The organism is Stenotrophomonas sp. BIGb0135 (assembly GCF_024810105.1).
In the GTDB taxonomy this organism is placed as follows: Bacteria; Pseudomonadota; Gammaproteobacteria; order Xanthomonadales; family Xanthomonadaceae; genus Stenotrophomonas; species Stenotrophomonas maltophilia_AB.
The window spans coordinates 265,355-290,004 of the sequence record NZ_JANUDX010000004.1 but is presented as its reverse complement, the minus strand read 5'-3'; the positions used below and the strand labels follow the sequence as shown (position 1 = coordinate 290,004).

The 24,650-nt window shown below is 68.7% G+C and carries 20 protein-coding genes and 1 riboswitch; of the genes, 10 read left to right on the top strand and 10 right to left on the bottom strand.

Annotation, left to right across the window (positions count from 1 at the left end; translation table 11 throughout):
- Positions 1-23 precede the first annotated feature (23 nt).
- The 5 genes from pnuC to M2421_RS11820 all read right to left on the bottom strand — a co-directional run bounded on the left by pnuC (position 24) and on the right by M2421_RS11820 (position 5,490).
- Complete coding sequence (gene pnuC / locus M2421_RS11840; protein WP_259206847.1) at positions 24-620, bottom strand: nicotinamide riboside transporter PnuC; 597 nt, start codon at positions 618-620, stop codon at positions 24-26.
- Positions 617-2,788, bottom strand: coding sequence for a TonB-dependent siderophore receptor (locus M2421_RS11835; protein WP_259206846.1), 2,172 nt, complete (start codon positions 2,786-2,788; stop codon positions 617-619). Before M2421_RS11835 ends, pnuC begins: the two co-directional genes overlap by 4 nt.
- Before the next feature lie 65 nt (positions 2,789-2,853).
- Positions 2,854-2,949, bottom strand: a riboswitch (TPP riboswitch).
- Between the two features lie 39 nt (positions 2,950-2,988).
- Positions 2,989-4,125, bottom strand: coding sequence for a phosphotransferase (locus M2421_RS11830; RefSeq protein ID WP_259206845.1), 1,137 nt, complete (start codon positions 4,123-4,125; stop codon positions 2,989-2,991).
- Between the two features lie 134 nt (positions 4,126-4,259).
- A complete protein-coding gene (locus M2421_RS11825; RefSeq protein WP_259206844.1) occupies positions 4,260-4,634 on the bottom strand; it encodes a glycine zipper 2TM domain-containing protein in 375 nt (124 codons plus the stop codon).
- Between the two features lie 217 nt (positions 4,635-4,851).
- Entirely contained in the window at positions 4,852-5,490 is a 639-nt protein-coding gene (locus M2421_RS11820; protein ID WP_259206843.1) for a response regulator transcription factor, read from the bottom strand.
- Positions 5,491-5,568: 78 nt separating this feature from the next.
- On the opposite strand from M2421_RS11820, the gene M2421_RS11815 reads away from it, so the two are divergent.
- The gene (locus M2421_RS11815; RefSeq protein ID WP_259206841.1) at positions 5,569-9,162 is read left to right on the top strand and encodes a transporter substrate-binding domain-containing protein; all 3,594 of its coding nucleotides are present in this window, start codon (positions 5,569-5,571) and stop codon (positions 9,160-9,162) included.
- Positions 9,163-9,178: 16 nt separating this feature from the next.
- On the opposite strand, the gene M2421_RS11810 is transcribed toward M2421_RS11815, so the two are convergent.
- Positions 9,179-9,562, bottom strand: a complete 384-nt coding sequence (locus M2421_RS11810) for a c-type cytochrome (protein WP_259206840.1) — start codon at positions 9,560-9,562, stop codon at positions 9,179-9,181.
- A gap of 97 nt (positions 9,563-9,659) precedes the next feature.
- Positions 9,660-11,336, bottom strand: a complete 1,677-nt coding sequence (locus M2421_RS11805; RefSeq protein ID WP_259206839.1) for an electron transfer flavoprotein-ubiquinone oxidoreductase — start codon at positions 11,334-11,336, stop codon at positions 9,660-9,662.
- 420 nt (positions 11,337-11,756) lie between these two features.
- Between M2421_RS11805 and M2421_RS11800 the strand changes: the two genes are divergently transcribed.
- Positions 11,757-12,920 (top strand): acyl-CoA dehydrogenase family protein, encoded by a 1,164-nt coding sequence (locus M2421_RS11800; RefSeq protein WP_259206838.1) that lies wholly within the window; start codon positions 11,757-11,759, stop codon positions 12,918-12,920.
- A gap of 68 nt (positions 12,921-12,988) precedes the next feature.
- Here the strand turns inward: M2421_RS11800 and trmL are convergent, their stop codons facing one another.
- Complete coding sequence (gene trmL / locus M2421_RS11795) at positions 12,989-13,465, bottom strand: tRNA (uridine(34)/cytosine(34)/5-carboxymethylaminomethyluridine(34)-2'-O)-methyltransferase TrmL (RefSeq protein WP_259206837.1); 477 nt, start codon at positions 13,463-13,465, stop codon at positions 12,989-12,991.
- A 43-nt stretch (positions 13,466-13,508) separates the two neighbouring features.
- Positions 13,509-13,976 carry a hypothetical protein gene (locus tag M2421_RS11790; RefSeq protein WP_259206835.1) on the bottom strand — a complete coding sequence of 156 codons (468 nt, stop codon included), beginning with the start codon at positions 13,974-13,976 and terminating at the stop codon, positions 13,509-13,511.
- A gap of 404 nt (positions 13,977-14,380) precedes the next feature.
- Here M2421_RS11790 and M2421_RS11785 point away from each other — a divergent pair, with 404 nt between their 5' ends.
- From M2421_RS11785 to M2421_RS11765, 5 genes are all read left to right on the top strand, one after another.
- A complete protein-coding gene (locus M2421_RS11785) occupies positions 14,381-17,242 on the top strand; it encodes a pitrilysin family protein (protein WP_259206834.1) in 2,862 nt (953 codons plus the stop codon).
- Between the two features lie 169 nt (positions 17,243-17,411).
- Entirely contained in the window at positions 17,412-17,729 is a 318-nt protein-coding gene (locus M2421_RS11780) for a DUF4156 domain-containing protein (protein WP_259206831.1), read from the top strand.
- A gap of 113 nt (positions 17,730-17,842) precedes the next feature.
- Positions 17,843-18,859, top strand: a complete 1,017-nt coding sequence (locus M2421_RS11775) for a 3-oxoacyl-ACP synthase III (protein WP_259206829.1) — start codon at positions 17,843-17,845, stop codon at positions 18,857-18,859.
- Positions 18,860-19,082: 223 nt separating this feature from the next.
- Positions 19,083-20,126 (top strand): Fic family protein, encoded by a 1,044-nt coding sequence (locus M2421_RS11770; RefSeq protein ID WP_259206942.1) that lies wholly within the window; start codon positions 19,083-19,085, stop codon positions 20,124-20,126.
- A 3-nt stretch (positions 20,127-20,129) separates the two neighbouring features.
- Positions 20,130-21,017 carry an alpha/beta fold hydrolase gene (locus M2421_RS11765; RefSeq protein ID WP_259206826.1) on the top strand — a complete coding sequence of 296 codons (888 nt, stop codon included), beginning with the start codon at positions 20,130-20,132 and terminating at the stop codon, positions 21,015-21,017.
- Positions 21,018-21,192: 175 nt separating this feature from the next.
- Here the strand turns inward: M2421_RS11765 and M2421_RS11760 are convergent, their stop codons facing one another.
- Positions 21,193-21,618, bottom strand: coding sequence for a YkgJ family cysteine cluster protein (locus M2421_RS11760; RefSeq protein WP_259206824.1), 426 nt, complete (start codon positions 21,616-21,618; stop codon positions 21,193-21,195).
- A gap of 117 nt (positions 21,619-21,735) precedes the next feature.
- Here M2421_RS11760 and oleC point away from each other — a divergent pair, with 117 nt between their 5' ends.
- The 3 genes from oleC to M2421_RS11745 all read left to right on the top strand — a co-directional run bounded on the left by oleC (position 21,736) and on the right by M2421_RS11745 (position 24,615).
- Positions 21,736-23,391, top strand: a complete 1,656-nt coding sequence (gene oleC, locus M2421_RS11755; RefSeq protein WP_259206823.1) for an olefin beta-lactone synthetase — start codon at positions 21,736-21,738, stop codon at positions 23,389-23,391.
- Positions 23,388-24,398, top strand: a complete 1,011-nt coding sequence (gene oleD / locus M2421_RS11750; protein ID WP_259206821.1) for a 2-alkyl-3-oxoalkanoate reductase — start codon at positions 23,388-23,390, stop codon at positions 24,396-24,398. The genes oleC and oleD overlap by 4 nt, the downstream gene beginning before the upstream one ends.
- 61 nt (positions 24,399-24,459) lie before the next feature.
- On the top strand, positions 24,460-24,615 hold the full coding sequence (locus tag M2421_RS11745; protein WP_038691201.1) for a DUF1328 domain-containing protein: 156 nt from the start codon (positions 24,460-24,462) through the stop codon (positions 24,613-24,615).
- Positions 24,616-24,650 lie beyond the last annotated feature (35 nt).

The window sequence follows — 24,650 nt, the reverse complement described above, 5'->3', positions numbered from 1 at the left end:
CAGGCGCGCCCGAAAGGCCGGCCTCAGCCGTGGTGGCTACCGGCGGGCATCGCCTGGCCCGCGCCTGCCGCCGTCCACGCCCGCAGCCCCATCACCGCCAGCCCGACGAACACCAGGTACAGCCCGGCGGTGACGTCCAGCGACTTCACCAGATACATGCCCACGTAGATCACGTCGACGATGATCCACAACCACCACGTGGCGATGTGCCGGCGTGCCTGCCACCACTGCGCCACCAGGCTCAGCGCGGCCAGCATCGCATCCAGCCACGGGAGCGCGGCTTCGGTCCAGGTATGCATCGCCGCGCCGAGCACGAGCCCGAACGCGATGCCGATGGCCAGGTCACGCAGCAGCGTGCGCCGTGCCAGTGGTGCGATCACGATCGCACCGTCCTCCTGCGCGTGCCGGTGCCAGCTGAGCCAGCCGTACACCAGGAAGCCGCCGAACACGACCTGCAGCAGGGTGTCCGAGTACAACCGGGCCTCGGCGAACACGCCCCCGTACAGGGCCACCGCCACCAGCCCGACCGGCCATGCCAGCATGCGCCGGCGTGCCATCAGCCACACGCCCAGCAGGCTGGCCACGACCGCCGACCATTCCAGGATCGCCGCGGCGTTCATAGCCCGAACGTGACCGACAGCCGTGCCTGGCGCGGCGCACCGGCGAACAGGTAATAGTCACCGGCGCTGCTGCCGGTATCCCGCCAGTAGAAGCGGTCGAACACGTTGTGCACCGACAGGTTCCAGGTGACCGGATGCTCGCCCAGCGCGTGCTTGAAGCGCAGGCCGAGGTCGACCACGTGGTAGGCCGGCGCGCGCACGCTGCCGTCCACCGTGGCCGCGTTCGCCGACGCGTAGCGCCAGCCGCCGGTGACCGCCAGACCGGTGGCGAAGGGCAGCGCGTAGTCGGCATGCACGCTGGCGCGCAGCTTGGGTACGTTGACCAGCTGGTGGCCCTCATACAGCGCGGTGCCGGTGCTGCGCGCGCGCGCCTGCAGCGCGCTGACGCTGGCAGTGAGCACCAGGCCCTCGGCGAGCCGGCCATTGGCGGTCAGCTCCAGGCCGGTGTGGGTCTGCTGGCCTTCGGCGACGAAGGTATAGCCGGCGTCGCTGGCATCGGGCCTGGCGTACTGGAACGGCTGCGAGGTGCGGAACACGGCCGCGCCCAGGGTGAGTGCGTCGGCCGCGGCGTACTTGACGCCCACTTCGGTCTGGCGCGACAGCACCGGGGCCAGGAACGCGCCGTCGTTGGAGGTCCAGAACGGGGCTTCCTGGCCGAGCGAAATGCCGCGCACGTAGCTGGCGTACACATTCACTTCGTCGGTGGCGTTCCAGATCAGCGCGGTCTGCGGCAGGAAGCGCGACAGCCGGCTGCGGCGTTCCGGCGCGCCGCGCTTGTCGAAGGCGCGCTCGTCCAGGCGCACGAAGCGGCCACCGGCCAGCCATTGCCAGTCCTCGCCGAACTGCATGCGGTCCATGGCGAACAGCGCGGTCTGTGCGCTGTCCAGGCGCCGCACCGACGGGCCCGGCTGCAGCGGCGACGGCGCGAACACCGGCACCTGCGCATCGCCGATGTTGGCGGTGCCGACGTACTCGTTGACGTTGCGGCGCTTGTCGATGGTGCGCTCGAAACGATCGGCGCCGATGCTGAGGTCGTGGCCCACGCGCCCGGTGTCGATGCGCCCGCGCAGTTCGGCGCGTGCTTCCAGGTTGCGGCGGGTGTCGTCGGGGCTGCGGTAGTCGTAGACGTCGTAGTCGCCATCGGGCGCGAAGTAGTTGCCCGGCACGCTGCCATCGGCGCATTGCGCGGCGTAGTAGCAGCCATAGGCGAAGGCCACGTTGTCATCGATCACCGACCGGCTGTAGCCGGCCGACACCCGCGACTGCCACTGCGCATTGAACTGGTAGGTGTGCAATGCGGTGATGTTGGTGCTGTCGATGCCTACCGGCCGCTGCCAGGGCTGGTAGCCCAGCATGTGCTCGCGGTCCACGCCGCGCGGCAAGGTGCGGGCGCCGAGCAACTGGTAGCCGGAGGCCGAGCGCTGCGCGCTGGTCTGGTAGTTGGCATCCACCTCGAGCTTGCTGCGGTCGCTGATCAGCCAGTCGGTGGCCAGCGAGTAGAAATTGCGACGGCCCTCGGCGTGCTCGATATACGATTCGCTGCCATCCCAGGCCGCATTCACGCGCACGCCGACGCGCGGGGTCAGCCAATGCCCGGCATCCAGCGCCGCATAGCGCGAGCCTTCCGAGTCGGTGCCCAGGGTGACCGTGCGCACCTCGGCCGGACGCTTGCCCACGTAGTTGATGATGCCGCCGGGCGCCATCACGCCGGCGGCAAGGCCGGCCTCGCCCTTGAGAATCTCCACCTGCTGGATGTTCTCCAACGCCAGTCGCTGCTCGCCGGTGGTGCTCAGGCCGTTGAAGCGGTAGCCGGTGCCGGTATCCAGCGGGAAGCCGCGGATCGCGATGTTCTGGTAGTAGCCCACCGGCGCGTAGCTGTCGCCCAGCGAAGCATCGTTGCTGGCCAGTTCGGACAGCGTGCGCACCTGGCGGCTGTCCAGCAGCATGCGGTCCAGCACCGTCAGCGACGCCGGCGTGTCCTTCCAGTCGCCGCTGCCGAAGCTGCTGGTCTGGACGGTATCGGCCACCGGTTGCCGGGCCTGCACGCGCACGGCGGCAAGGTCGGTCGGGGAGCGTTCGGCGGCGTCGGGGGCGGCATCGCGGGCGTGCAGCGGCAGGGCGGCACACAGGGCGACGGTCAGCAGGGCAGGGCGGTAGCAGCGGTTCATTCGATTCGTCATCAGCCAGAAGAGACGAAGCGACGGCGCGCACGCACCGACCCATCCGGTCGTTGCGCCCACTGCACAAAGCTCCCTACGCCGGTATCAACCGGATCAGGTTCCAAGGGACTCTCTCAGCCTGGCTTCGCCAGGCACCCCCGCTTCGAGGGCTATTTCACCACAAACGCCGCGGCGCTGCCCGCCGGCGTTCAGGCGGCCGCGTGCAGCGCCGCGAGCAGGGCCTGCCCGTCGTGGCCCTGGAACCAGGCCGCATGGCCGAGCAGGAAGGTGTGGTAGGCCACGTCCGCGTTGGCCGGCGACCCGGTGACGCCCTCGAAGTACTCCACTTCGGACAGGGCAAAATCCAGGTGCACGATCGGCAGCAGGTCGGCCAGCAGGTGCACGCGCGCGGCCGACAGGGGCAGCACCTCGCGATAGCCGGCCAGCAGGGCCAGCGCGATCCCCGGCCTCGCGGCCGGGGCCGGCCGGTCGATCTCCAGCCAGGCAATGGCATTGCGCTCGATCGCGGTGGCCAGGTCGAACAGGGCACTGGTGGGCGAGGCCAGCCCGAAGTCGAGCACGCTCGCCACGGCCATCGTCTCGCCGTCGGCGCGCCACAGCAGGTTGGAGACGTGCCAGTCGTTGTGCGCCCACAGGCGCGGTTCGGCCTGCAGGCGGCCGGCCAGGCCGGCATGCCAGGGCAGCACCGCGCGCTGCAGGTCCGCGCGCCAATCGCGCCGGCCGAGATACGCTGCCAGGCCGGGACGCTGGTCGAGGTCGTGGGCGATCATGGCCAGCGGGTCGCGGGCACGGATCAGGTCGTCGCGCGCGACGAGAAGGTGGGTGCCGCGTTGGGGCGCGTGATAATCGGCGGCCGCCTGGTGCAGGCGTGCGAGCATGCGGCCGGCCTCGTGGGCCTGGGCGATCGCGGTCAACGGCGTCCACGACGGCGCATCGCGGTACACGTCCTCGCCCCGGCCCAGGGTGTGCACTTCGTAGGTCCAGCCGTCGTGCGCCAGCGCGGTGCTGCCGTCGGCCGCGCGCAGCACCTGCACCACCGGCAGGCCCGCTGCACCGAGGTGGGCGATGAAGCGGTGTTCCTCGGCCAGCGTCGCCGCGCTGCGCACGCTGCCGTGGTGGCGCTTGACGAACACCTGCCCCGCGCCGGTGTCCACCAGGGCGGCCGCCGACAGCGGTCGCGGGCTGTGCCAGCGCAGGCGCGCCTGGCCGTGCCACTGCGGGTACTGCCCGGCCAGCCAACCGATCTCGGCCTCGTCGAGCGCCGGCCAGTCGGCGTCCACGGCATCGTTGTTGAGGCCCTGGACGAGGTGGGGAGCGTTGTTCATCGGGACGTGCGACGGGGGCGGTGCTGCTGCCGGGCGCCTAGGGTAGCGCGATACCGCCGGGGCCCGGAACGCAGAACGGGCGGGTCATCGACCCGCCCGCTGCTGCTACGGCTGTGTCGACACCGCTGGCGGTATTACCAGCCGCGGCCGTGTCGGCGATCCCAGTCGCGGTGGCCGCGGTCATGGCGACGGTCGCGGTCGTAGCCATAGCGACGGTCATGGCGGCGGTCATCGTAACGACGGTTGTCGTAGCGACGGTCATACCGGTTGTCATGGCGATCGCGGGTGGTCAGGTTGCCGATCGCGCCGCCGGCGACGGCACCGCCCACGGTGGCGGTCGGGTCGCCGTTGGAAATCAGGTGGCCGGCCACGCCGCCCACCACCGCGCCCACCACGGTGCGCTTGTCCTTGCGGGACATGGCGCTGGCGTCGCTGATGGTGGCCAGGCCGGCGGTCAGGGCCAGGGCCATGGCCAGTCCACGAAGGCTGAGTGCGGAAATGTTGAGCATGTTCGGTTCTCCTGTCAGGTGCTTGCCACGGTCGGGAGGTGTGGCGACTGCCTGCCCACCGGCCTTGGCTACCACGCTGGGGGCCGGACATTGCCGGAACATTGCCCCGGTGGACCGCTCAGCGTGCGTATTCATCTAGCGGCAGGACGCATGAAGCGGCGCTGAAAAAAGCCTGACCTGCGCATGAATCCGGCGCCGGTACATGCGCTGACGGGCGTCAGATTTCGCCGTCGCGCAGGTAGTCGAACAACTCGGCATCGCCCTTCAGCCCAAGCTTCAGCATCGCATCGCCCTTCTGGCGGCTGATCGTGCTCACGCTCTTGTGCAGCTGCAGGGCGATTTCCTTCACCGTCTGCCCACTGCCGAGCAGGCGCAGCACTTCCACTTCGCGCGGTGACAGCGGCTTGGTGCCCACGTCACCCACGTTGTGGGTGCCAATGGCATTGATGCGTTCCTTCAGGGTGCGGCTCACATACGGCACGCCGCGCTGCACGGTCTGGATGGCCAGGGGCAGCTCTTCCATCGAGGAGGTCTTGTCGACCAGGCCCAGCACGCCGGTGGAGACCACCATGCGCAGGATCGCCAGGTTGTTGGAGACGCTCAGCATCAGGACCGGCAGGTCCGGGAAACGCCGCCGGATCATGCCGATCATGGTGAACCCGTCGGCCTGCTGGCTGCCGGGCATCGAGTAGTCGGTCACCAGTACGTCGCACGGGTGCTGGGCGAGCGCGGCGAACAGTTCGTCGGCGCTGCTGGCTTCGGCCACCACCGTGCCGACCCCGCTGGATTCGATCACGGCCTTGGTGCCGATACGGACCACCGGATGATCGTCGGCGATGATGATGCGCAAGGTCATGGATTAGTATGGTCGCCGAGGCGGACGCCGCATGGGTCGTGCCGTGGTGGAAACATCATTCTACGGAGATCAGACCGCATGCGTACCCCGGTTGTCCGCTGGCTGGTTCTGCTGATCCTTGCATTCATGCCGATGTGGGCGATGGGCGCCGATGTGCCCGCGACCACCGCGTCGCTTTCGCCCCGCCAAAGTGAATGGCTTGGACGGCACCCTACCATCATCCTGGGCATTTACGACAGCGGTTGGCCGCCCTTTGAATCCATCCAGAACGGCCGTCCCCAAGGCCTGGGCTACGACTACCTGAGCCTGCTGGCGACGCGGTTGGGGCTGCGCGTGGAGGTCCGCACCTACCCCAGCTGGACCGCCGTGCTCGACGCGGCCTGCCGGGGCGAGGTGGACGTGGTGATGAACGTCACCCTGACCGCCGACCGTACCCGCTGCATGGTCTACACCCAGCCCTACATCGAGGCACCGTTGGCGGTGGTCGGACGCCCGGACGACACCCGCACCTCGACCGACCCGGACCTGCAGGGCCTGCGCGTGGTGACCGAGGGGGAGTTCGTCACCAGCGACCAGGTGCGCGCGCGGTTTCCGCGGGCGGTGCGGATCAACGCCGCCGATACCCTGGCAGCGCTGGGCATGGTCGGCCGCGATGAGGCCGATGTGTATATCGGCAATGCCTACGTGGCCAGTACGTTGATCGGCGCCAAGGCGCTGCAGCGGGTCTCCCTGCTGCGGCCCAGCGACCTGCCGCAGGAGCGCCTGCACTTCGGCGTGACCAACGCGAGCCAGCCGCTGGCCGAGGCCCTGGACGGCGCACTGGCCCGGCTCACCAGCGCCGAGCGTGAGGCGATCGCCGATCGCTGGCTGCAGCCGTTGCAGTGGTCGCGCAGGTCGCAGTTGATCCTGGGCAACGCGGAAAAGCGCGTGCTGGCGCAACCGCTTCGCCTCGGCTTCGCGCCGCAGGCCGCCCCGCTGGCGTTCATCGATGCCGATGGCCAGCCCAGCGGCGTGGCCGGCGACTACCTGCGCCAGTTGAACCTGGCCGGGGCGCACCTGACACGGGTGCCCGCACACGACTGGTTCGAGGTGCGCGAGCAGCTGCGCAAGGGCGAGGTCGACGCGATCATGGGCATCCCCAACGACTCCACGTACCTGGGGCCGGGCTGGGTGTTCAGCCAGCCCTTCATCACCGTTCCCAACGTGATCGTGGTCGGCAGCCAGAGCCCGCCGGTACTGAGCCTGGCCGACCTCAACGGGCACAGCATCCTGGTCTCCGATCCCGATCGCCTGCGCGGTTTCATCCTGCAGCACGCGCCCAACGCACGCATCGTGCCGGCGCGCAGCGGCGAGCAGGCGCTGGCACGGCTCGCGCGCGGCGATGCCGACGCCTACGTCGGCAACCTGGCCACGGCCGATCGCATCGTGCGCGAGTCCTACCCCACGCAGTTGCACGTGACCGCGCCCGCCGGCCTCAACGATCGGCTGTCGCTGGCCGTCAAGCGCGAGTACGCCCCGCTGGCGACCACCTTCGACCGCGTGCTGGTCAATCTCGGCACGCGCGAGCACGAAGCCATCCGCGGCGACTGGCTCTCCGCCGAATACCGCAGCGGGCTGGACTGGCGCTCGATCGCGCGGTGGGCCGTGCCGCTGGCGCTGGTGCTGCTGACCGCCTTCCTGGTGCACGGCTGGGGCTATTGGCGGCTGCGCAATGAAGTGTCGATGCGACGACGGTTGGAGCAGCGCCTCGCCGAGGTCACCGACAACCTGCCGGCCACGGTCTACCAGGCGCGCCGCGATGCCAGCGGGCAGTTCTCCTTCCCCTACATCGCCGGCGACATGGAGGCGCTGTTCGGCCTCAGCGCGGCCGAGGCGATGGCCGATGGGGGGCAGGTCATGGAGCGGGTCGAGGCCCAGGACCGCGCGCGCGTGCGCGCGGCACTGGACCAGGCCGCGCGCGACTTCGACGTGCTCGACATGGAGTTCCGCACCCGTCCGCACGGCAGCACGCGCTGGGTGCGGTCGCGCGCCACGCCCTATGCGGCCGAGGAGGGCCAGATGCTGTGGAGCGGCTACTGGGTGGATGTCACCGAAGCGCGTGCCCAGGCGGACGCCCTGGTCGCGGCCAAGGCGGCCGCCGAGCAGGCCGCGCAGGCCAAGTCCGCGTTCCTGGCCACGATGAGCCATGAGATCCGCACGCCCATGAGTGGCGTGCTGGGCATGGTCGAGGTGCTGGCGCATACGCCGCTGGACGACGAGCAGCGGCGCATCATCGCGGTGATCGAAGATTCCGCGCAGATGCTGCGGCACATCCTCGATGACATCCTGGACTACTCGCGCATCGACGCCGGCGCGCTGCAGCTGGAACTGCAGCCACTGGCGCTGCGCAGCCTGCTCGACAACGTACAGCAGCTGCTGGCGCCGCAGGCGGCGGCCAAGGGCCTGCAGCTGCAGTTGCAGGTCGACGCGGACGTGGCGCCGTGGCACCTGGGTGACGGCCTGCGCCTGCGCCAGATCGTGTTCAACCTGCTCAGCAACGCAATCAAGTTCACCGCGCACGGCAGGGTCTCCATCGCGCTGGCGCTGGAACAGGACGACGAGGGCGCGCAACGGCTGCGTCTGAGCGTGGCCGACACCGGCATCGGCATTTCCCCGGAACAACGCGAGCGCCTGTTCATGCCGTTCGCCCAGGCCGATGTGGCCACCTCGCGCCAGTACGGCGGCACCGGCCTGGGCTTGAGCATCTGCCAGCGCCTGGTGGCGCTGATGGGCGGTGCCCTGGACCTGCACAGCGTCCCCGGCGAAGGCACCGAGGTGGTGGTGCGGCTGGTGTTGCCGGTGGTGCCGGCGATGGAGCCCGGGGAGGCGGCGCTGACCGGCGGCGATGGCGTGCCGACGTTGCCGGAGGCACTGCAGCGACGTCGCGTGCTGGTGGTGGAAGACCATCCCACCAACCAGGCGCTGATGCGCTGGCGGCTGCAGCAGTTGGGACTGGCCTACGCGCTGGCCGCCGATGGCCAGGAGGCGTTGGAACTGCTCAAGCAGGGAACATACGACCTGGTCATCACCGATTGCCGCATGCCGGTGCTCGATGGCTACGCGATGACCAAGCGCCTGCGCGAGGACGAGCGCGCGCAGGGGCGGCCGCGCATGCCGGTGATCGCGCTGTCGGCCAGTGCGCTGGCCGAAGACCTGCAGCGCTGCCGCGAGGCCGGCATGGATGACCTGCTGGCCAAACCGGTGGCGCTGGCCACGTTGCGCCAGGCGCTGCTGCGCTGGTTGGATGCCGACGCGGCAGCGCACGACCCGCGCCACGCGGCCGATGCCGCCGTCGCCACGCCTGCCGCCGGGGCGCCAAGCCGCAGCGCGATCGTGCAACGCTTCGGGTCCGAGCATGTCGCCAACGTCATGATCGACAGCATGCGCAGTGCCACCGAGGACGACCTGCGCCACAGCCGGAGCGCCCTGGACGCCGACGACAGCCATGCCGCCGCGGAGGCGCTGCACCGCATGGCGGGGGGGCTGGGCGCGCTCGGGGCCGGCACGCTGGCCGTGCAGGCACGCACGTTGATGGAGCAGGTCGAACGCGAGGGCGTGCCTGCGTGCCGCGACGCCATCGAGGGCTTCGAGCAGGCGCTGCGCGCCTACCTGGCATCGTTGCAGGCCGGCTGAGCAGGCGGGCCGCGGCTCAGCGCGACTGCTGCAGGTACTCGATCACCTGCCGCCGCCGTTCCGGATCGGCGGTGGCATTGCGCATGCGCGAGCCGGGCACCACGCTGTCGGGCGAGCGCAGGAAGGCGTCCAGCGTCTGTGCATCCCAGGTGATCTGCGCCTGGCGCATCGCCGGCGAATACGGGTAGTCGGCGAGGCTGCCGGCGCGGCGCCCGATCACGCCGTGCAGGTTCGGGCCGAAGCGGTGCACGCCACCGGCGTGGCGTGTGTGGCAACCGGCACAGATCGCGAACGCGCGCTGCAGCTGCTGCTCATGCCGTTGCGCCGGCGTCTGCGGCGTACGTGCGCACGCCGCCAGCCAGAGGCAGGCCGACACCAGGCAAATCAGGCGCAACGACATGGGCATTCCGGTAGCGGCGGTACAGGCGCAGATGATAGCCAGCCGCGCCCGCCTGCCGCCGGGATCGGCCTGCGACCATCGGCCGCAGGCGCGTGTTTCACATGCCCGTGTAGTTGGGGCCGCCACCGCCCTGCGGGGTTACCCAGACGATGTTCTGGGTGGGATCCTTGATGTCGCAGGTCTTGCAGTGCACGCAGTTCTGCGCGTTGATCTGCAGCTGCTCGCTGCCCTGGGCACCGACGAATTCGTAGACCCCGGCCGGGCAGTAGCGCGCTTCCGGGCCGGCGTATTCGGCCAGGTTGATCCGCACCGGCACGCTGGCATCCTTGAGCGTGAGGTGGCTGGGCTGGTCCTCGGCGTGGTTGGTGCTGCTCAGGAACACCGAGCTGAGCCGGTCGAAGGTGAGCACGCCATCGGGCTTGGGATAGACGATCCTGGCGTGCTTGTCCGCCGGCTCCAGGCAGGCATGGTCCGGCGTGCTGTGGCGCAGGGTCCACGGCGGGTTGCGGATGCCCAGCTTGGGCAGCAGCCACTGCTCGATGCCGGTCATCAGCGTGGCCACGGTCTGGCCCTTCTTGAACCACTGCTTGAAATTCCTGGACTGCTTGAGTTCGTCATGCAGCCAGCTCGCCTCGAACGCGGCCGGGTAGGCGCTCAGCTCGTCGTGCTGACGATCGGCGGCGAGCGCATCGAACGCGGCATCGGCGGCCAGCATGCCGGTCTTGATCGCCGCGTGGCTGCCCTTGATGCGGCTGACGTTGAGGAAGCCGGCTTCGCAGCCGACCAGCGCGCCACCGGGGAACACGGTCTTGGGCAACGACATCAGGCCGCCGGCGGTGATCGCGCGGGCGCCGTAGCCGATGCGCTTGCCGCCTTCCAGGTGCTTGCGGATGGACGGATGGGTCTTGAAGCGCTGGAACTCTTCGAACGGGCTCAGCCACGGGTTCTTGTAATCCAGGCCGACCACATAGCCGATCGACACCTTGCCGCCGTCGGCGTGGTACAGGAACGCGCCGCCGTAGGTGGCGTTGTCCAGCGGCCAGCCGGCGGCATGCACCACCAGGCCGGGTTCGTGCTTGGCCGGGTCGATCTGCCACAGCTCCTTGATGCCGATGCCGTAGGCCTGCGGGTCCTTGCCGGCATCGAGCTGGTAGCGCGCGATCAACTGGCGGCCGAGGTGGCCGCGCGAGCCTTCGGCGAAGATCGTGTACTTGGCATGCAGTTCCATGCCGCGTTCGAAATTCGGGCCGGGCTGGCCATTCTTCTCGATGCCCATGTCGCCGGTAGCCACGCCCATCACCGCGCCGTCGGCGCTGTAGAGGACTTCGGCGGCGGGGAAGCCGGGGAAGATCGAGACTTCGAGCGCTTCGGCCTGCTGGGCCAGCCAGCGGGTGACCTCGCCGAGGCTGACGATGTAGTTGCCGTCGTTGTGGAAGCACTCCGGCAGCAGCGCATGCGGGGTGCCGCGCGCGCCGGTCTCGCTGAGGAACAGGAACTCGTCGCGGGTGACCTTCTGCTTCAGCGGTGCGCCGCGTTCGGCCCAGTCGGGGAACAGCTCGGTCAGCGCGCGGGGGTCCATGATCGCGCCGGACAGGATGTGCGCGCCGGGTTCGGAACCCTTCTCCAGGATGCACACGGACAGCTCGCGGCCGGCCTCGATCGCGCGCTGGCGCAGACGGATGGCGGTTGCCAGGCCGGCGGGGCCGGCACCGACGATCACCACGTCGAACTCCATGGCTTCACGCGGGGGCAGGGCGGGGGTCTCTTCGCTCATGGGGATGCGTAACTCTTGGGTAGTGCCGTCGGTCAAGCCGATGGCGGTTGCCTGGGAATCGCGCGCGCGGCAGACGGCGCAACTACTGGATCAGGTATGCAGGGTAGCCGGACGCGGCGTTTCCGCCTAGATCGCCGACGTTGACGTCACGTGAGTGCATGCTTCACGCGCAGCGATGGTGCGGCGCAGCAATCCAATACGCCCGTGACCCGAGCGCGGGTAGCGCCACGCCATGCGTGGCTGCTGCGGCTTTTGGCGTTGCTGGTGTCCGCCAGCTACGCATGGCGTGACGCTACCTGTGCGGGCCGGCGGCATCTGCGGTCGCGTCGCCACCTCGACCGTGCTGCGGCGTGCCTTGGCCGGACACGGTGCAGCGCCCACAATGGCGGCCTGTTTGATCGCCTTCACGCCCGGGTAGCCATGTCACTGAATCCGTACGACCTGTTTGATGTCCGCTCCCTGCTCACCGATGAGGAGCGTGCCGTGCAGGACACGGTGGCGCGCTTCACCGACGCACGCGTGCTGCCGATCATCGGCGATGCGTTCGACCAGGGCCGCTTCCCGGACGAGTTGATCCCGGAAATCGCCGCCCTCGGTCTGCTCGGCTCCAGCCTGCCCGAGCAGTACGGCGGTGGCGGGCTCAACGCGGTCAGCTACGGCCTGATCTGCCAGGAGCTGGAACGCGGCGATTCGGGCCTGCGCAGTTTCGTGTCGGTGCAGAGCTCGCTGTGCATGTACCCCATCTTCGCCTACGGCAGCGAGGAGCAGCGCACGCGCTGGCTGCCGGACATGGCCGCCGGCAAGGTGATCGGCTGCTTCGGCCTGACCGAAGCGCATGGTGGCTCGGACCCCGCGGCGATGAAGACCCGCGCGGTGCGCGACGGCGGCGACTGGGTGGTCAACGGCAGCAAGATGTGGATCACCAGCGGCCCGGTGGCCGACATCGCCATCGTCTGGGCGCACACCGAGGACGGCATCCAGGGGTTCGTGCTGGAAAAAGGCATGCCCGGCTTCACCACCCAGGAAATCAAGCACAAGATGAGCCTGCGCGCGTCGCTGACCGGCGCGCTGTTCTTCGACAACGTGCGCGTGCCCGAGCGCAACCGCCTGCCCAACGTGCAGGGCCTGAAGGGGCCGCTGGGCTGCTTGAACCAGGCCCGCTATGGCATCAGCTGGGGCCCGATCGGTGCGGCGGTGGCCTGCCTGGACGAAGCGTTGAACTACACCAAGGAACGGGTGCTGTTCGGGCGCCCGGTGGCGGCCACGCAGAGCGCGCAGATCAAGCTGGCCGACATGGCGCGGCGGATCACCACCGCGCAGTTGCTGGCGCTGCAACTGGGCCGGTTGAAGGACGCCGGGCAGTTGCAGCCGCAGCAGGTCAGCCTGGCCAAGTGGAACAACTGCCGCATGGCCATCGACATCGCGCGCGAATGCCGCGACCTGCTCGGTGGCGCCGGCATCACCACCGAGCACATGGCGATCCGGCACGCCTTGAACCTGGAATCGGTGATCACCTATGAAGGCACCGAGACCGTGCACCAGCTGGTGATCGGGCGCGAGCTGACCGGGATCAACGCGTTTTGAAGGCCACCTGAGCAACGGCCAGGGGCTACGCACTCCGGCAGCTACCGACTACGGGTCGGTACGCGTGCTCAGGCCCCGCCGGCGAAACCGTTCTGGCGCCATGCCTCGTACATCACCACGGCCACCGTGTTGGACAGGTTGAGGCTGCGGTTGTCCGGCTGCATCGGCAGGCGCAGGCGTCGGCCGTCGGGCAAGGCGTCGAGCAGGTCCTGGGGCAGGCCGCGGGTTTCCGGGCCGAACAGGAAGGCATCGCCGTCGTCGAACTGCTGGGTGTCGTAACGCACGCTACCGCGGGTACTGAGGGCGAACAGACGCTTGGGTGCGATGGCCTGCAGGGCGGTATCCAGGTCGGGATGCACCTGCAGTCGAGCGTATTCGTGATAGTCCAGGCCGGCGCGCTTGAGCTGCTTGTCGCTCAGGTCGAAACCGAGCGGCTCGATCAAATGCAGCCGCGCGCCGGTGTTGGCGCAGAGGCGGATCACATTGCCGGTGTTCGGCGGGATTTCGGGTTGGAACAGGATGACGTGGAACGTGGGCGCGGTCATCGCCGCAGTTTACGCGGCTGCTGCGCGTTACCGCAGCAACCGGTTACGGGCGGACCAGCACCTGGGCAGCGGTGTCGAGCGCCAGGGCCTGCAGGTCGGCAGCCGACGGACGCACCTGCAGGGCCGGCAGGTTGACGATCACGTCGCGGGCGACGGCGGTGGCGGCGGCGGTCAGGGTGGCCACGTAATCGCGGTGGGTCACCTGCTCGGCGGCCAGGGCCTGGTACTGCTCGGCGGTCGGGCGCACTTCGACGGCGGCCAGCGTGGTGACGCGGCGGCTGCCGGCCAGTTCGGCGCGGTAGTCGGCGATCAGGCCGGCAGTCGGCCGGACTTCGACCAGGGCCAGGGTCGGGATGGCGCTGCTGCGCTCGACCTCGGCCTGGGCGATCTGGTCGGCCGAGGGGCGAACCTGCACGGTGTCCAGGGTGACGATGGAGGCGGCCTGCACGTTCGAAGCAAACGCGGTGCCGGCGGCGAGGGCAATGGCAATGGCGAGGGTCTTGGTGTTCATGGCGGGGCCTGTTTAGTGTTGGTGGGCAGTGGTGTGGTAGTAAGGTAGTACACCGATTCGGGGCTTGCAAGAACAATTTGCCTTTTCTTGCTTTTGTTCAGCGTCCAGTCAGTTTCATTCTGTTCGCGAACGTGCCCCGGCCAGTACCAAGCAGGTGCCGTGCCAACTTCAATGCGTTGATTTGAAAGGATTTTCCATGGATAGGGCGGTGTCCGCTGTCCGGACACGTGTCCGCGCAGACCGTCAGGGTGTCCGGGTGCTGGTCTTCTGGCGGGCCTGGGGCGGCCCATCACAAAGGGCCGGACGCTGGAAGTTCCCCCATCCAGGCAGTGACTGTTGGCGGATGCCGCAGGCCCTCGCCACGCGATAGCATCGGCCTTCACTTTCATGACCAAGGAACCGGAATGACCGTTCATCTTCGACCGCGTGCCGCGCTGCTGGCTGTAGCGCTTTCCGCCGCCCTGGGCAGCGTGGTGCCGTCCCCGGTGCTGGCCAAGCCCGCCACGCCGGCCAAGGTCGACATTCCGTTCGAGCAGTTCACCCTTCCCAACGGGCTGCGCGTGGTCGTGCATACCGATCGCAAGGCGCCGATCGTGGCGGTCAACGTCTGGTACCACGTCGGCAGCAAGGACGAGCCCGCTGGCCGCACCGGGTTCGCGCACCTGTTCGAACACTTGATGTTCCAGGGCAGCGAAAACCACAACGGCGAGTATTTCGAGCCCTTCAAGCAGGTCGGCGTGACCGGCCAGAACGGCACCACCAATACCGACCGCACCAACTACTTCGAGAACGTGCCCACCACCGCGCTGGACATGGCGCTGTGGATGGAGTCCGACCGCATGGGCCACCTGGTCGGCGCGATCGACCAGGCCGCACTCGACGAGCAGCGCGGCGTGGTCCAGAACGAAAAGCGCCAGGGCGAAAACCAGCCCTATGGCCAGGTGTGGGACAAGCTGACCCGCGCGATGTACCCGGAAGGCCACCCGTACCACCACGGCGTGATCGGCTCGATGAACGATCTCAACGCCGCCTCGCTGGAGGACGTCAAGACCTGGTTCCGCACCTGGTATGGCCCCAACAACGCGGTGCTGGTGCTGGCCGGCGACATCGACGTGGCCACCGCCAAGGAGAAGGTCGCCCGCTACTTCGGCGACATCCCGGCCGGCCCGAGCATGGCCCAGCCCAAGGTGGACGTGGCCAAGCGCGAGAAGAGCACGCGTGAAGTGATGACCGACAAGGTGCCGCAGGCGCGCATCTACCGCGCCTGGAACGTGGCCGAGGTCGGCACCACCGACATCGACCAGCTGCAGCTGTTCGCCCAGGTCCTCGGCGGCGCCAAGTCCTCGCGCCTGGACCAGCGCCTCCTGCACCAGGACAAGCTGGTGGACAACATCAGCGCCGGCGCCTACAGCTCGCAGCTGGGCTCCAACTTCGTGGTGATGGCCACGGTGAAGCAGGGCGTGGACCCGGCCAAGGTCGAGGCGATCATCGATGAAGAGATCAAGCGCCTGGCCAAGGACGGCCCGACCGCCGACGAACTGAGCCGTGGCAAGACCGCCTTCCGCGCCGGCTTCATCCGCGGCATCGAGCGCATCGGCGGTTTCGGCGGCAAGGCCGACGCGCTGGCCGAGTGCACCGTGTTCGAAGGCGACCCGGGCTGCTTCCGCAAATCGCTGGCCACCATCGATGCGGCCAGCGCCGCCGACGTGCGTGCGGTGGGGGCCAAGTGGCTGGGCGCGGGCGACCACACCATCGTGGTCGAGCCGGGCGCCCGCGTGGCGCTGCCCGAGCTGCCGTCGGCCTCGCCCAAGCCGTTCACCGTGCCGGCCGTGGACGCCAGGTACACCACCCTGCCCAGCCAGGTGGATCGCAGCACCGGGGTGCCGCAGACCAAGAGCTTCCCCGAACTGAAGTTCCCGCAGCTGCACCGCGCGACGCTGAAGAACGGCACCAAGGTGATCCTGGCCGAGCGCCACGACATCCCGGTGGTGCAGTTCAGCTATGAGTTCCCGGGCGGCTTCACCGCCGACCAGGGCCGCAAGCAGGGCACCGCCAACTTCACCATGGACCTGATGGGCGAGGGCGCCGGCAAGCTCGGCGCGCTGCCGTTCGCCAATGCCGCCGACGCGCTCGGCGCCACCCTGGGCGCCTCGGCCTCGCTGGACAGTGCCAGCGTCTACCTGTCCGCCCTGAAGGAAAACCTGGCGCCGTCGCTGGCCCTGTATGCCGACATGCTGCGCCAGCCGCGCTTCGACCAGGCCGAGATCGACCGGGTCAAGGCGACCTGGATCGCCGGCATCCAGCAGGAAAAGGTCAACCCCAGCGCCGCGGCGATGCGGGTCATGCCGACCCTGCTGTACGGCGCCGGCCATCCGTATGCCATTCCGTTCACCGGCAGCGGCAACGAAGCGGATATCCAGTCGCTCACCCGCGAGGACCTGGTGGCCTTCCACCGCGATGCGCTGCGCCCCGAACAGGGCACCCTGATCGTGGTCGGCGACACCACCCTGAAGGACATCGTGCCGCTGCTGGAGCGCCAGTTCGGTGACTGGAAGGGCCAGGGCACCGCACCGCAGGTCAAGGCCCCGGTCGACGTGGCCCGCCCGACCCACACCCGCGTGTACCTGATCGACCAGCCGGGTGCGGTGCAGGCCAACCTGTTCGCCAGCCAGGTGGTGCCCTCGGCGATGGACCCGGGCAGCACCCGCTTCGATATCGCCAACGGCGTGCTCGGTGGCGACTTCACCTCGCGCCTGAACATGAACCTGCGTGAGCAGAAGCACTGGTCCTACGGTGCCGGCAGCAGTGCCAGCAACACCCTGGGCCAGCGCCCGTGGGGCGCCCGCGCGCCGGTCCAGATCGACAAGACCGCCGAGTCGATGCAGGAAATGCAGAAGGAGATCAGCGAGTTCGCCAGCGGGGCCAAGCCGGCGACCGCGGCCGAAGTGGCGCGCATCCGCAACATCCAGACGCTGAGCCTGCCCGGCGCCTATGAAACCGCCAGCGCCGTGCTGGGCACCATCAGCGGCATCGTGCGTTACCAGCGCCCGGACGACTACGTGTTCAAGCGCAAGGCCGAGATCGAGGCGATGACCCCGGAGCAGGTGCAGCAGGCCGCGGCCACGCTGGACCCGAAGACCCTTACCTGGGTGGTGGTGGGTGACCTGAAGCAGACCGAGAAGGAAGTCCGCGCGCTGAACCTGGGCGAGGTCCACGTGATCGATGCCGATGGCAAGCCGGTGGCGCCGTCCCCCGCCGCCCGGTAAGGCCCGCTGCTGGCCGGCGCCACCCGATCCCGGGAGGGTGCCGGCCGCAGCCCCGCATCGGCGCCGAGCCGTCGATGGAACGGTGCCGGGCACACTGCCCGGCACCCATCACCCGCGATTCAGCTGTTGTCCGCACACTCCCCCTCTGTTACCCAGCCAGGTCCAACGCATGCGCCTTCTCCTGCTTTCCCTGCTTACCCTCAGCGCCACTGCCTGCACCTGGGTGCCGATCGAACCGACCGGCAAGACCGTACGCGTGTTGCCCGCCGGCCAGGTGCCGAGCGGCTGCCAGACCAAGGGCGAGGTGGTGGTGACGGTCAAGAGCAAGGTCGCCTTCTACAACCGCAACCCCCTGCGCGTGCAGGAAGAGCTGGAAACCCTTGCGCGCAATGAAGCGCCCAGCGCCGGGGCCAATGCCGTCCAGGCCGCAGGCCAGCCGGCCGACGGCAGCCAGCGTTTCCTGGCCTTCCAGTGCCCGCCGCGCTGAACCCTTCAGGCGCCCGGACCGACCATACGCCCGGGCGTGAATTCGTAAAGGTGCGGTGAAGGCAGCGCCGGCTTACAATAGCGCCCCCTTTGCCTGAGCCTTGGCGCTAACTGATGCTCTTCAAGAATGTCTCTATCGCCGGCCTGGCGCACATCGACGCGCCGCACACGCTGACGTCCAAGGAAATCAACGAACGTCTGCAGCCGACGCTGGATCGTCTGGGCATCCGTACCGACGTGCTCGGCGATATCGCCGGCATCCATGCCCGCCGCCTGTGGGATGCGGACATGCTCGCCTCCGACGCCGCCACCCTGGCCGGGCGCAAGGCACTGGAAGACGCCGGCATCGGCGCCGACAAGATCGGCCTGCTGGTCAATACCTCGGTCAGCCGCGACTACCTGGAACCGTCCACCGCCAGCATCGTCTCGGGCAACCTGGGCGTGGGCGATGAGTGCATGACCTTCGACGTCGCCAATGCCTGCCTGGCCTTCATCAACGGCATGGACATCGCCGCGCGCATGCTCGAGCGCGGTGAGATCGACTACGCGCTGATCGTCGATGGCGAAACCGCCAACCTGGTCTACGAGAAGACCCTCGAGCGCATGGCCCTGCCGGGCGTGACCGCCGATGACTTCCGCAACGAGATGGCCGCGCTGACCCTGGGCTGCGGTGCCGCCGCCATGGTCATGGCGCGGACCGAACTGGTGCCCGACGCGCCGCGTTACCGCGGTGGCGTGACCCGTTCGGCCACCGAGTGGAACCAGCTGTGCCGGGGCAACCTGGACCGCATGGTCACCGATACCCGCATGCTGCTGATCGAAGGCATCAAGCTGGCCCAGAAGACCTTCGTCGCCGCGCGCGAAGCGCTGGGCTGGGCGGTGGACGAGCTGGACCAGTTCGTCATCCACCAGGTCAGCCAGCCGCACACCGCCGCGTTCATCAAGAACTTCGGCATCGACCCGAAGAAGGTCATGACCATCTTCGGCGAGCACGGCAACATCGGCCCGGCCTCGGTGCCGATCGTGCTGAGCAAGCTCAAGGAGCTGGGCCGCCTGAAGAAGGGCGATCGCATCGCGCTGCTCGGCATCGGCTCGGGCCTGAACTGCTCGATGGCTGAAGTGGTCTGGTAACGGCGTCGGGGTCGACCTCACTCGCTGGGGTTTGGCCCGGTTTGCCAGCGGGACGGTGCGGCACCTCGCACCTTTCCGCATTCATGTACGAATTTTGTATATTTTTCGACATGTAGTCGGCATCATGTCGATTCCATCGACATGAGGCGTCCCCGTGGATCTTCAGCGTCCCTACAACGACCTGCCGTTGCTGCCGCCGGCGGCCGAGCTTGAAACCCGGGACATGCTCAAGGCCTGCATCGAGGCGCACAAGGCGTTGGCTTCATTGCGCCGCGCTACGGAACATCTGCCCAATCCGGCGGTGTTGATCAACACCATTCCGCTGCTGGAAGCGCAGGCAAGTTCGGAAATCGAGAACATCGTCACCACGGCTGACGAGCTGTTCCGCTTTGCCGATCACCAGGACGCCGCGACCCCGGCCACGCGTGAAGCGTTGCGTTATCGCAGCGCGCTGCAGGAAGGGTTTCAGTCGCTGGCCGATCGCCCGCTGTCGACGCGGACCGCCGAGGTGGTCTGCAGCCGCATCAAGAACATGGAAATGCAGGTGCGACGCGTGCCGGGCACTGCGTTGGCCAACCAGCACACCGGCGCGGTGATCTATACCCCGCCTGCGGGTGAGCCCCTGCTGCGCGAAAAGCTGGCGAACTGGGAGCGTTTCATCCACGACCACGGCGACATCGATCCGTTGATCCGCATGGCAGTGGCGCACTATCAGTTCGAAGCCATCCATCCGTTCACCGACGGCAATGGCCGTACCGGGCGCGTGCTCAACCTGTTGATGCTGGTAGAGCAGGACCTGCTGGATCGCCCGGTGCTGTATCTGTCGCGCTACATCATCGAGCGCAAGGCCGAATACTATCGGCTGCTGCTTGCGGTCACCTGCGAGGGGGCCTGGGCACCGTGGGTGGCGTACATGCTCAATGCCGTTGCCGATACCGCGCGCTGGACCAGTGCCAAGATCGATGCGATCCGCGACCTGCACGAACAGGCCTGCGAATGGGTCCGCCAGCATCGGCCAAAGACCTACAGCCGTGAACTGATCGATGTCCTTTTCAGCCAGCCGTACTGCCGCATCCAGAACATTGTCGACGCGGGGATCGCCAAGCGCGAAACCGCCGCGCGGTACCTGCGCGAACTGGTCGATATCGGCGTGCTCGACGAGCAGCGCATGGGCAAGGAAAAGCTGTTCCTGCACCCGGCGTACCTGCGGCTTCTGTCCGACAACCATCATGCGCCTGAGCGCTATGTACTGCCGCAGGAGCGGTGAAAAATGAATCTTCCCGGTTATCCCGCTCGTTCAACCCGATTCGACGTTCGCCCCGGCCTGTCGATGAACTATCTCGACGAAGGCCCGCGCGATGGCGAGGTGGTGGTGATGGTCCACGGCAATCCGTCGTGGAGCTATTACTGGCGCACGCTGGTGGCCGGGCTGTCGGACAAATACCGCTGCATCGTGCCCGACCACATCGGCATGGGCCTGTCAGACAAGCCCGATGACGCGCACTACGACTACACGCTGCAGTCCCGCGTGGACGACCTGGACGCGCTGCTCGCGCACCTGGGCATCACCGGCCCGGTGACCCTGGCCGTGCACGACTGGGGCGGCATGATCGGCTTTGGCTGGGCGCTGTCGCACCACGCGCAGGTCAAGCGCCTGGTGGTGCTCAATACGGCGGCGTTCCCGATGCCGGCCGCGAAGAAAATGCCGTGGCAGATCGCGCTGGGCCGTCACTGGAAGATCGGCGAGTGGATCATCCGCACCTTCAACGCCTTCTCCGCCGGTGCCTCGTGGCTGGGCGTGGAACGGAAGATGCCGGCCGACGTGCGCCGCGCCTACGTGTCGCCGTACAACAGCTACACCAACCGCATCAGCACCATCCGCTTCATGCAGGACATCCCGCTGTCGCCGGCCGACAAGGCGTGGTCGCTGCTGGAGCGTTCGGGCCAGACGCTGCCCACCTACGCCGACCGCCCGGCCTTCATTGGCTGGGGCCTGCGCGACTTCGTGTTCGACCATCACTTCCTGGCCGGCTTCCAGGCCGCGCTGCCGCAGGCCGAGGTGCATGCCTTCGAGGATGCCGGGCACTACGTGCTGGAAGACAAGCACGAGGTGCTGGTGCCGAAGATCCGCGCGTTTTTGGACGCAAACCCGATTTGACCGGTGTGCCGACCAACGGTCGTCACCTACCCGGCAACCGGTGGGTAGGGCGTTGGGTCGGATCGAAACCGGTCACAGGGCACGGACATTTGATCGGGTCGGGACCCCCACCCGTAGAGCCGACCGTTGGTCGGCTGCCCTTCGCGCCGGGCCATCAACCCCCGGACGCGCACTTTCACGCCGCGATCGGTGCCTGCGGGGCCGGCGAATTGCCGTTGTCATCGGGATGGTCGTCGTCATTGCCCGCCTCGTCCCGCCAGCCCCAATCGGCCAGGGTCAGCGCCGGCATGCCGTGCGCCACGCGCGCCTTGTCGCACTGCGGGCTGGCCTTGCCGTATTCCCACGAGGCATCGACCTCGCGGCACACGCTGGGCCGGTTGGGGTGGATGCTGCAGCGCGAATAGACCCCGATCTCGGCATCCAGCGCCACGCAGTAGACCGGCTTGGACAGGGTGCCGCGCATGCACAGCCGGTGCGGGTCCAGCACCTGGGTCAGTTCGTGCGGCACGCCGCCGGGGGTGACCTCGTCCGATTCCATCCAGTGGAACGCCACACGGTACTGGGTGCAGCAGGCGCCGCAGGTGAGGCAGGGATGGGACATGGGGCACCGGCTGGAGACAGGTAGATCCACGCCATGCGCGGATGGGTGGGAAGGCCGCGAATTTTCCATGCCGTGGCCGCCCGCGCAAGATTTTTCTGCAGCGGCGACAATGAACGGATGAACGCCGCCACCAACATTGCCGCGCGCCTGCCCGAGCTGGCCCGTGAACGCCCCGACCAGATCGCCATCCGCTGCCCCGGAAAGCCCGGTGCGGGCGGCATGGCCGCCTATGACGTCACCCTGGACTACCGCACCCTCAACGCGCGCAGCGACGCCATGGCCGCCGGCCTGGCCGCCCACGGCATCGGCCGCGGCGTGCGCGCGGTGGTGATGGTGCGGCCCTCGCCGGAGTTCTTCCTGCTGATGTTCGCGCTGTTCAAGAACGGCGCGGTGCCGGTGCTGGTCGACCCCGGCATCGACAAGCGCGCACTCAAGCAGTGCCTGGACGAGGCGCAGCCGCAGGCCTTCATCGGCATTGGCCTGGCCCACGTGGCGCGGCTGGTGCTGCGCTGGTGCCCGGGGGTGAAGACCCTGGTCACGGTGGGCCGGCGCTGGGGCTGGGGCGGCACCACGCTGGCCCGGGTCGAGGCCGAGGGCGCGCGCGCGCCGCAGCCGATGGCCGCCACCGATGGCGAGGACGTCGCCGCGATCCTGTTCACCAGCGGCTCCACCGGCGTGCCCAAGGGCGTGGTCTACCGCCACCGCCACTTCGTGGGCCAGGTCGAGCTGCTGCGTGCGGCCTTCGGCATGGAACCCGGTGGCGTGGACCTGCCCACCTTCCCGCCGTTCGCGCTGTTCGACCCGGCGCTGGGGCTGACCTCGGTGATCCCGGACATGGACCCCACGCGCCCGGCCAAGGCCGATCCGCGCAAGCTGCACGATGCGATCGCCCGCTTCGGCATCACCCAGCTGTTCGGCTCGCCGGCGCTGATGCGGGTGCTGGCCGACCACGGCCAGCCGCTGGCCGGCGTGCGCCGGGTGACCTCGGCCGGTGCGCCGGTGCCGCCGGACGTGGTCGCCCGGATCCGCCGCCTGTTGCCGGCCGATGCCGAGTTCTGGACGCCCTACGGGGCCACCGAGTGCCTGCCGGTGGCGGTGATCGAGGGCCGCGAGCTGGAGAGCACCCGCCAGGCCACCGAGGCCGGCGCCGGGACCTGCGTGGGCCGCGTGGTGGCGCCCAACCAAGTGCGCATCATCGCCATCGATGACGCGCCGCTGGCCGACTGGTCGCAGGTGCGCGAACTGGCCACCGGCGAGGTCGGGGAAATCACCGTGGCCGGCCCGACCGCCACCGACAGCTACTTCAACCGCCCACAGGCCACCGCCGCGGCCAAGGTCCGCGAGGTGCTCGCCGACGGCAGCACGCGCGTGGTGCACCGCATGGGCGATGTGGGCTACTTCGACGCGCAGGGCCGGTTGTGGTTCTGCGGGCGCAAGACCCAGCGCCTGCAAACGGCGCATGGGCCGATGTACACCGAGCAGGTGGAGCCCGTGTTCAATGCGCTCGAGGGCATCGCCCGCACCGCGCTGGTGGGCGTCGGCGCGGCCGGCCAGCAGCGACCGGTGCTGTGCGTGGAGCTGCAGCCCGGCTGCAGCGATACCCCGGCACTGCGCGAACGCCTGCGCCGCGAAGCCGACACCCACCCGCACACCTCCCGCATCACGCAGTTCCTGATGCATCCCTCCTTCCCGGTGGATATCCGCCACAACGCCAAGATCGGCCGCGAAAAGCTGGCCGTCTGGGCCGCAACCCAAGTGGACACGCGCGCATGAAGATCCTGGTGACTGGCGGTGGTGGCTTCCTCGGGCAGGCGCTGTGCCGTGGGCTGGTGCAGCGTGGCCACCAGGTGCTCAGCTTCAACCGCGGCGACTACCCGCCGCTGGCCGCGCTCGGCGTGGGCCAGATCCGTGGCGACCTGGCCGACGCCGATGCCGTGCGCCACGCGGTGGCCGGCGTCGATGCGGTGTTCCACAACGGGGCCAAGGCCGGTGCGTGGGGCAGCTACGAGAGCTATCACCAGGCCAACGTGGTCGGCACCGACAACGTCATCGCCGCCTGCCGCGCGCATGGCGTAGGCAGGCTGGTCTACACCTCCACGCCCAGCGTGACCCATCGCGCCACCCATCCGGTGGAAGGCCTCGGCGCGGACGAGGTGCCGTATGGCGAAAACTTCCAGGCCCCGTATGCGGCCACCAAGACCATCGCCGAGCAGCGCGTGCTGGCCGCCAATGACGCCCGCCTCGCCACCGTGGCGCTGCGCCCGCGGTTGATCTGGGGGCCGGGCGACCAGCAACTGGTCCCGCGCCTGGCCGAGCGCGCGCGTGCCGGCCGGCTGCGCTTCGTCGGCGACGGCAGCAACCTGGTCGACACCACCTACATCGACAACGCCGCGCTGGCGCATTTCCTGGCCTTCGAGCACCTCGCCCCGGGCGCGGCATGCGCGGGCAAGGCGTACTTCATCTCCAACGGCGAACCGCTGCCGATGCGCGAGCTGCTCAACAAGCTGCTGGCCGCGGTGGGCGCACCGGCGGTGCACCGGTCGATCAGCTTCAAGACCGCCTACCGCATCGGTGCGGTGGCCGAGCGCCTCTGGCCGCTGCTGCGCCTGCGTGGCGAGCCGCCGATGACCCGCTTCCTCGCCGAACAGCTGTGCACCCCGCATTGGTACAGCATGGAGCCGGCGCGTCGGGACTTCGGCTACGTGCCGCAGGTCAGCATTGACGAAGGCCTCACGAGGCTGAAGTCTTCATCGCATGCACAAGATGCCGTCACTTCCTGAACACCGGCTTCTGGCCACCATGGCAGCACGCCAATCCGGCACGCATTACGCGAGGATCGACATGCTGCATTACGCCGTTATCTTTTTCGTCATCGCCATCATCGCGGCGGTGCTTGGTTTCTCCGGCATCGCCGGTGCCGCCAGCAACATCGCCTGGATCCTGTTCGTGGTGTTCCTGATCCTGGCGGTGGTGTCGATGTTCCGCAAGCGAGGTTAGTCTGCCGGGCAACCCGCGCTACCTCTCTCCAGCGC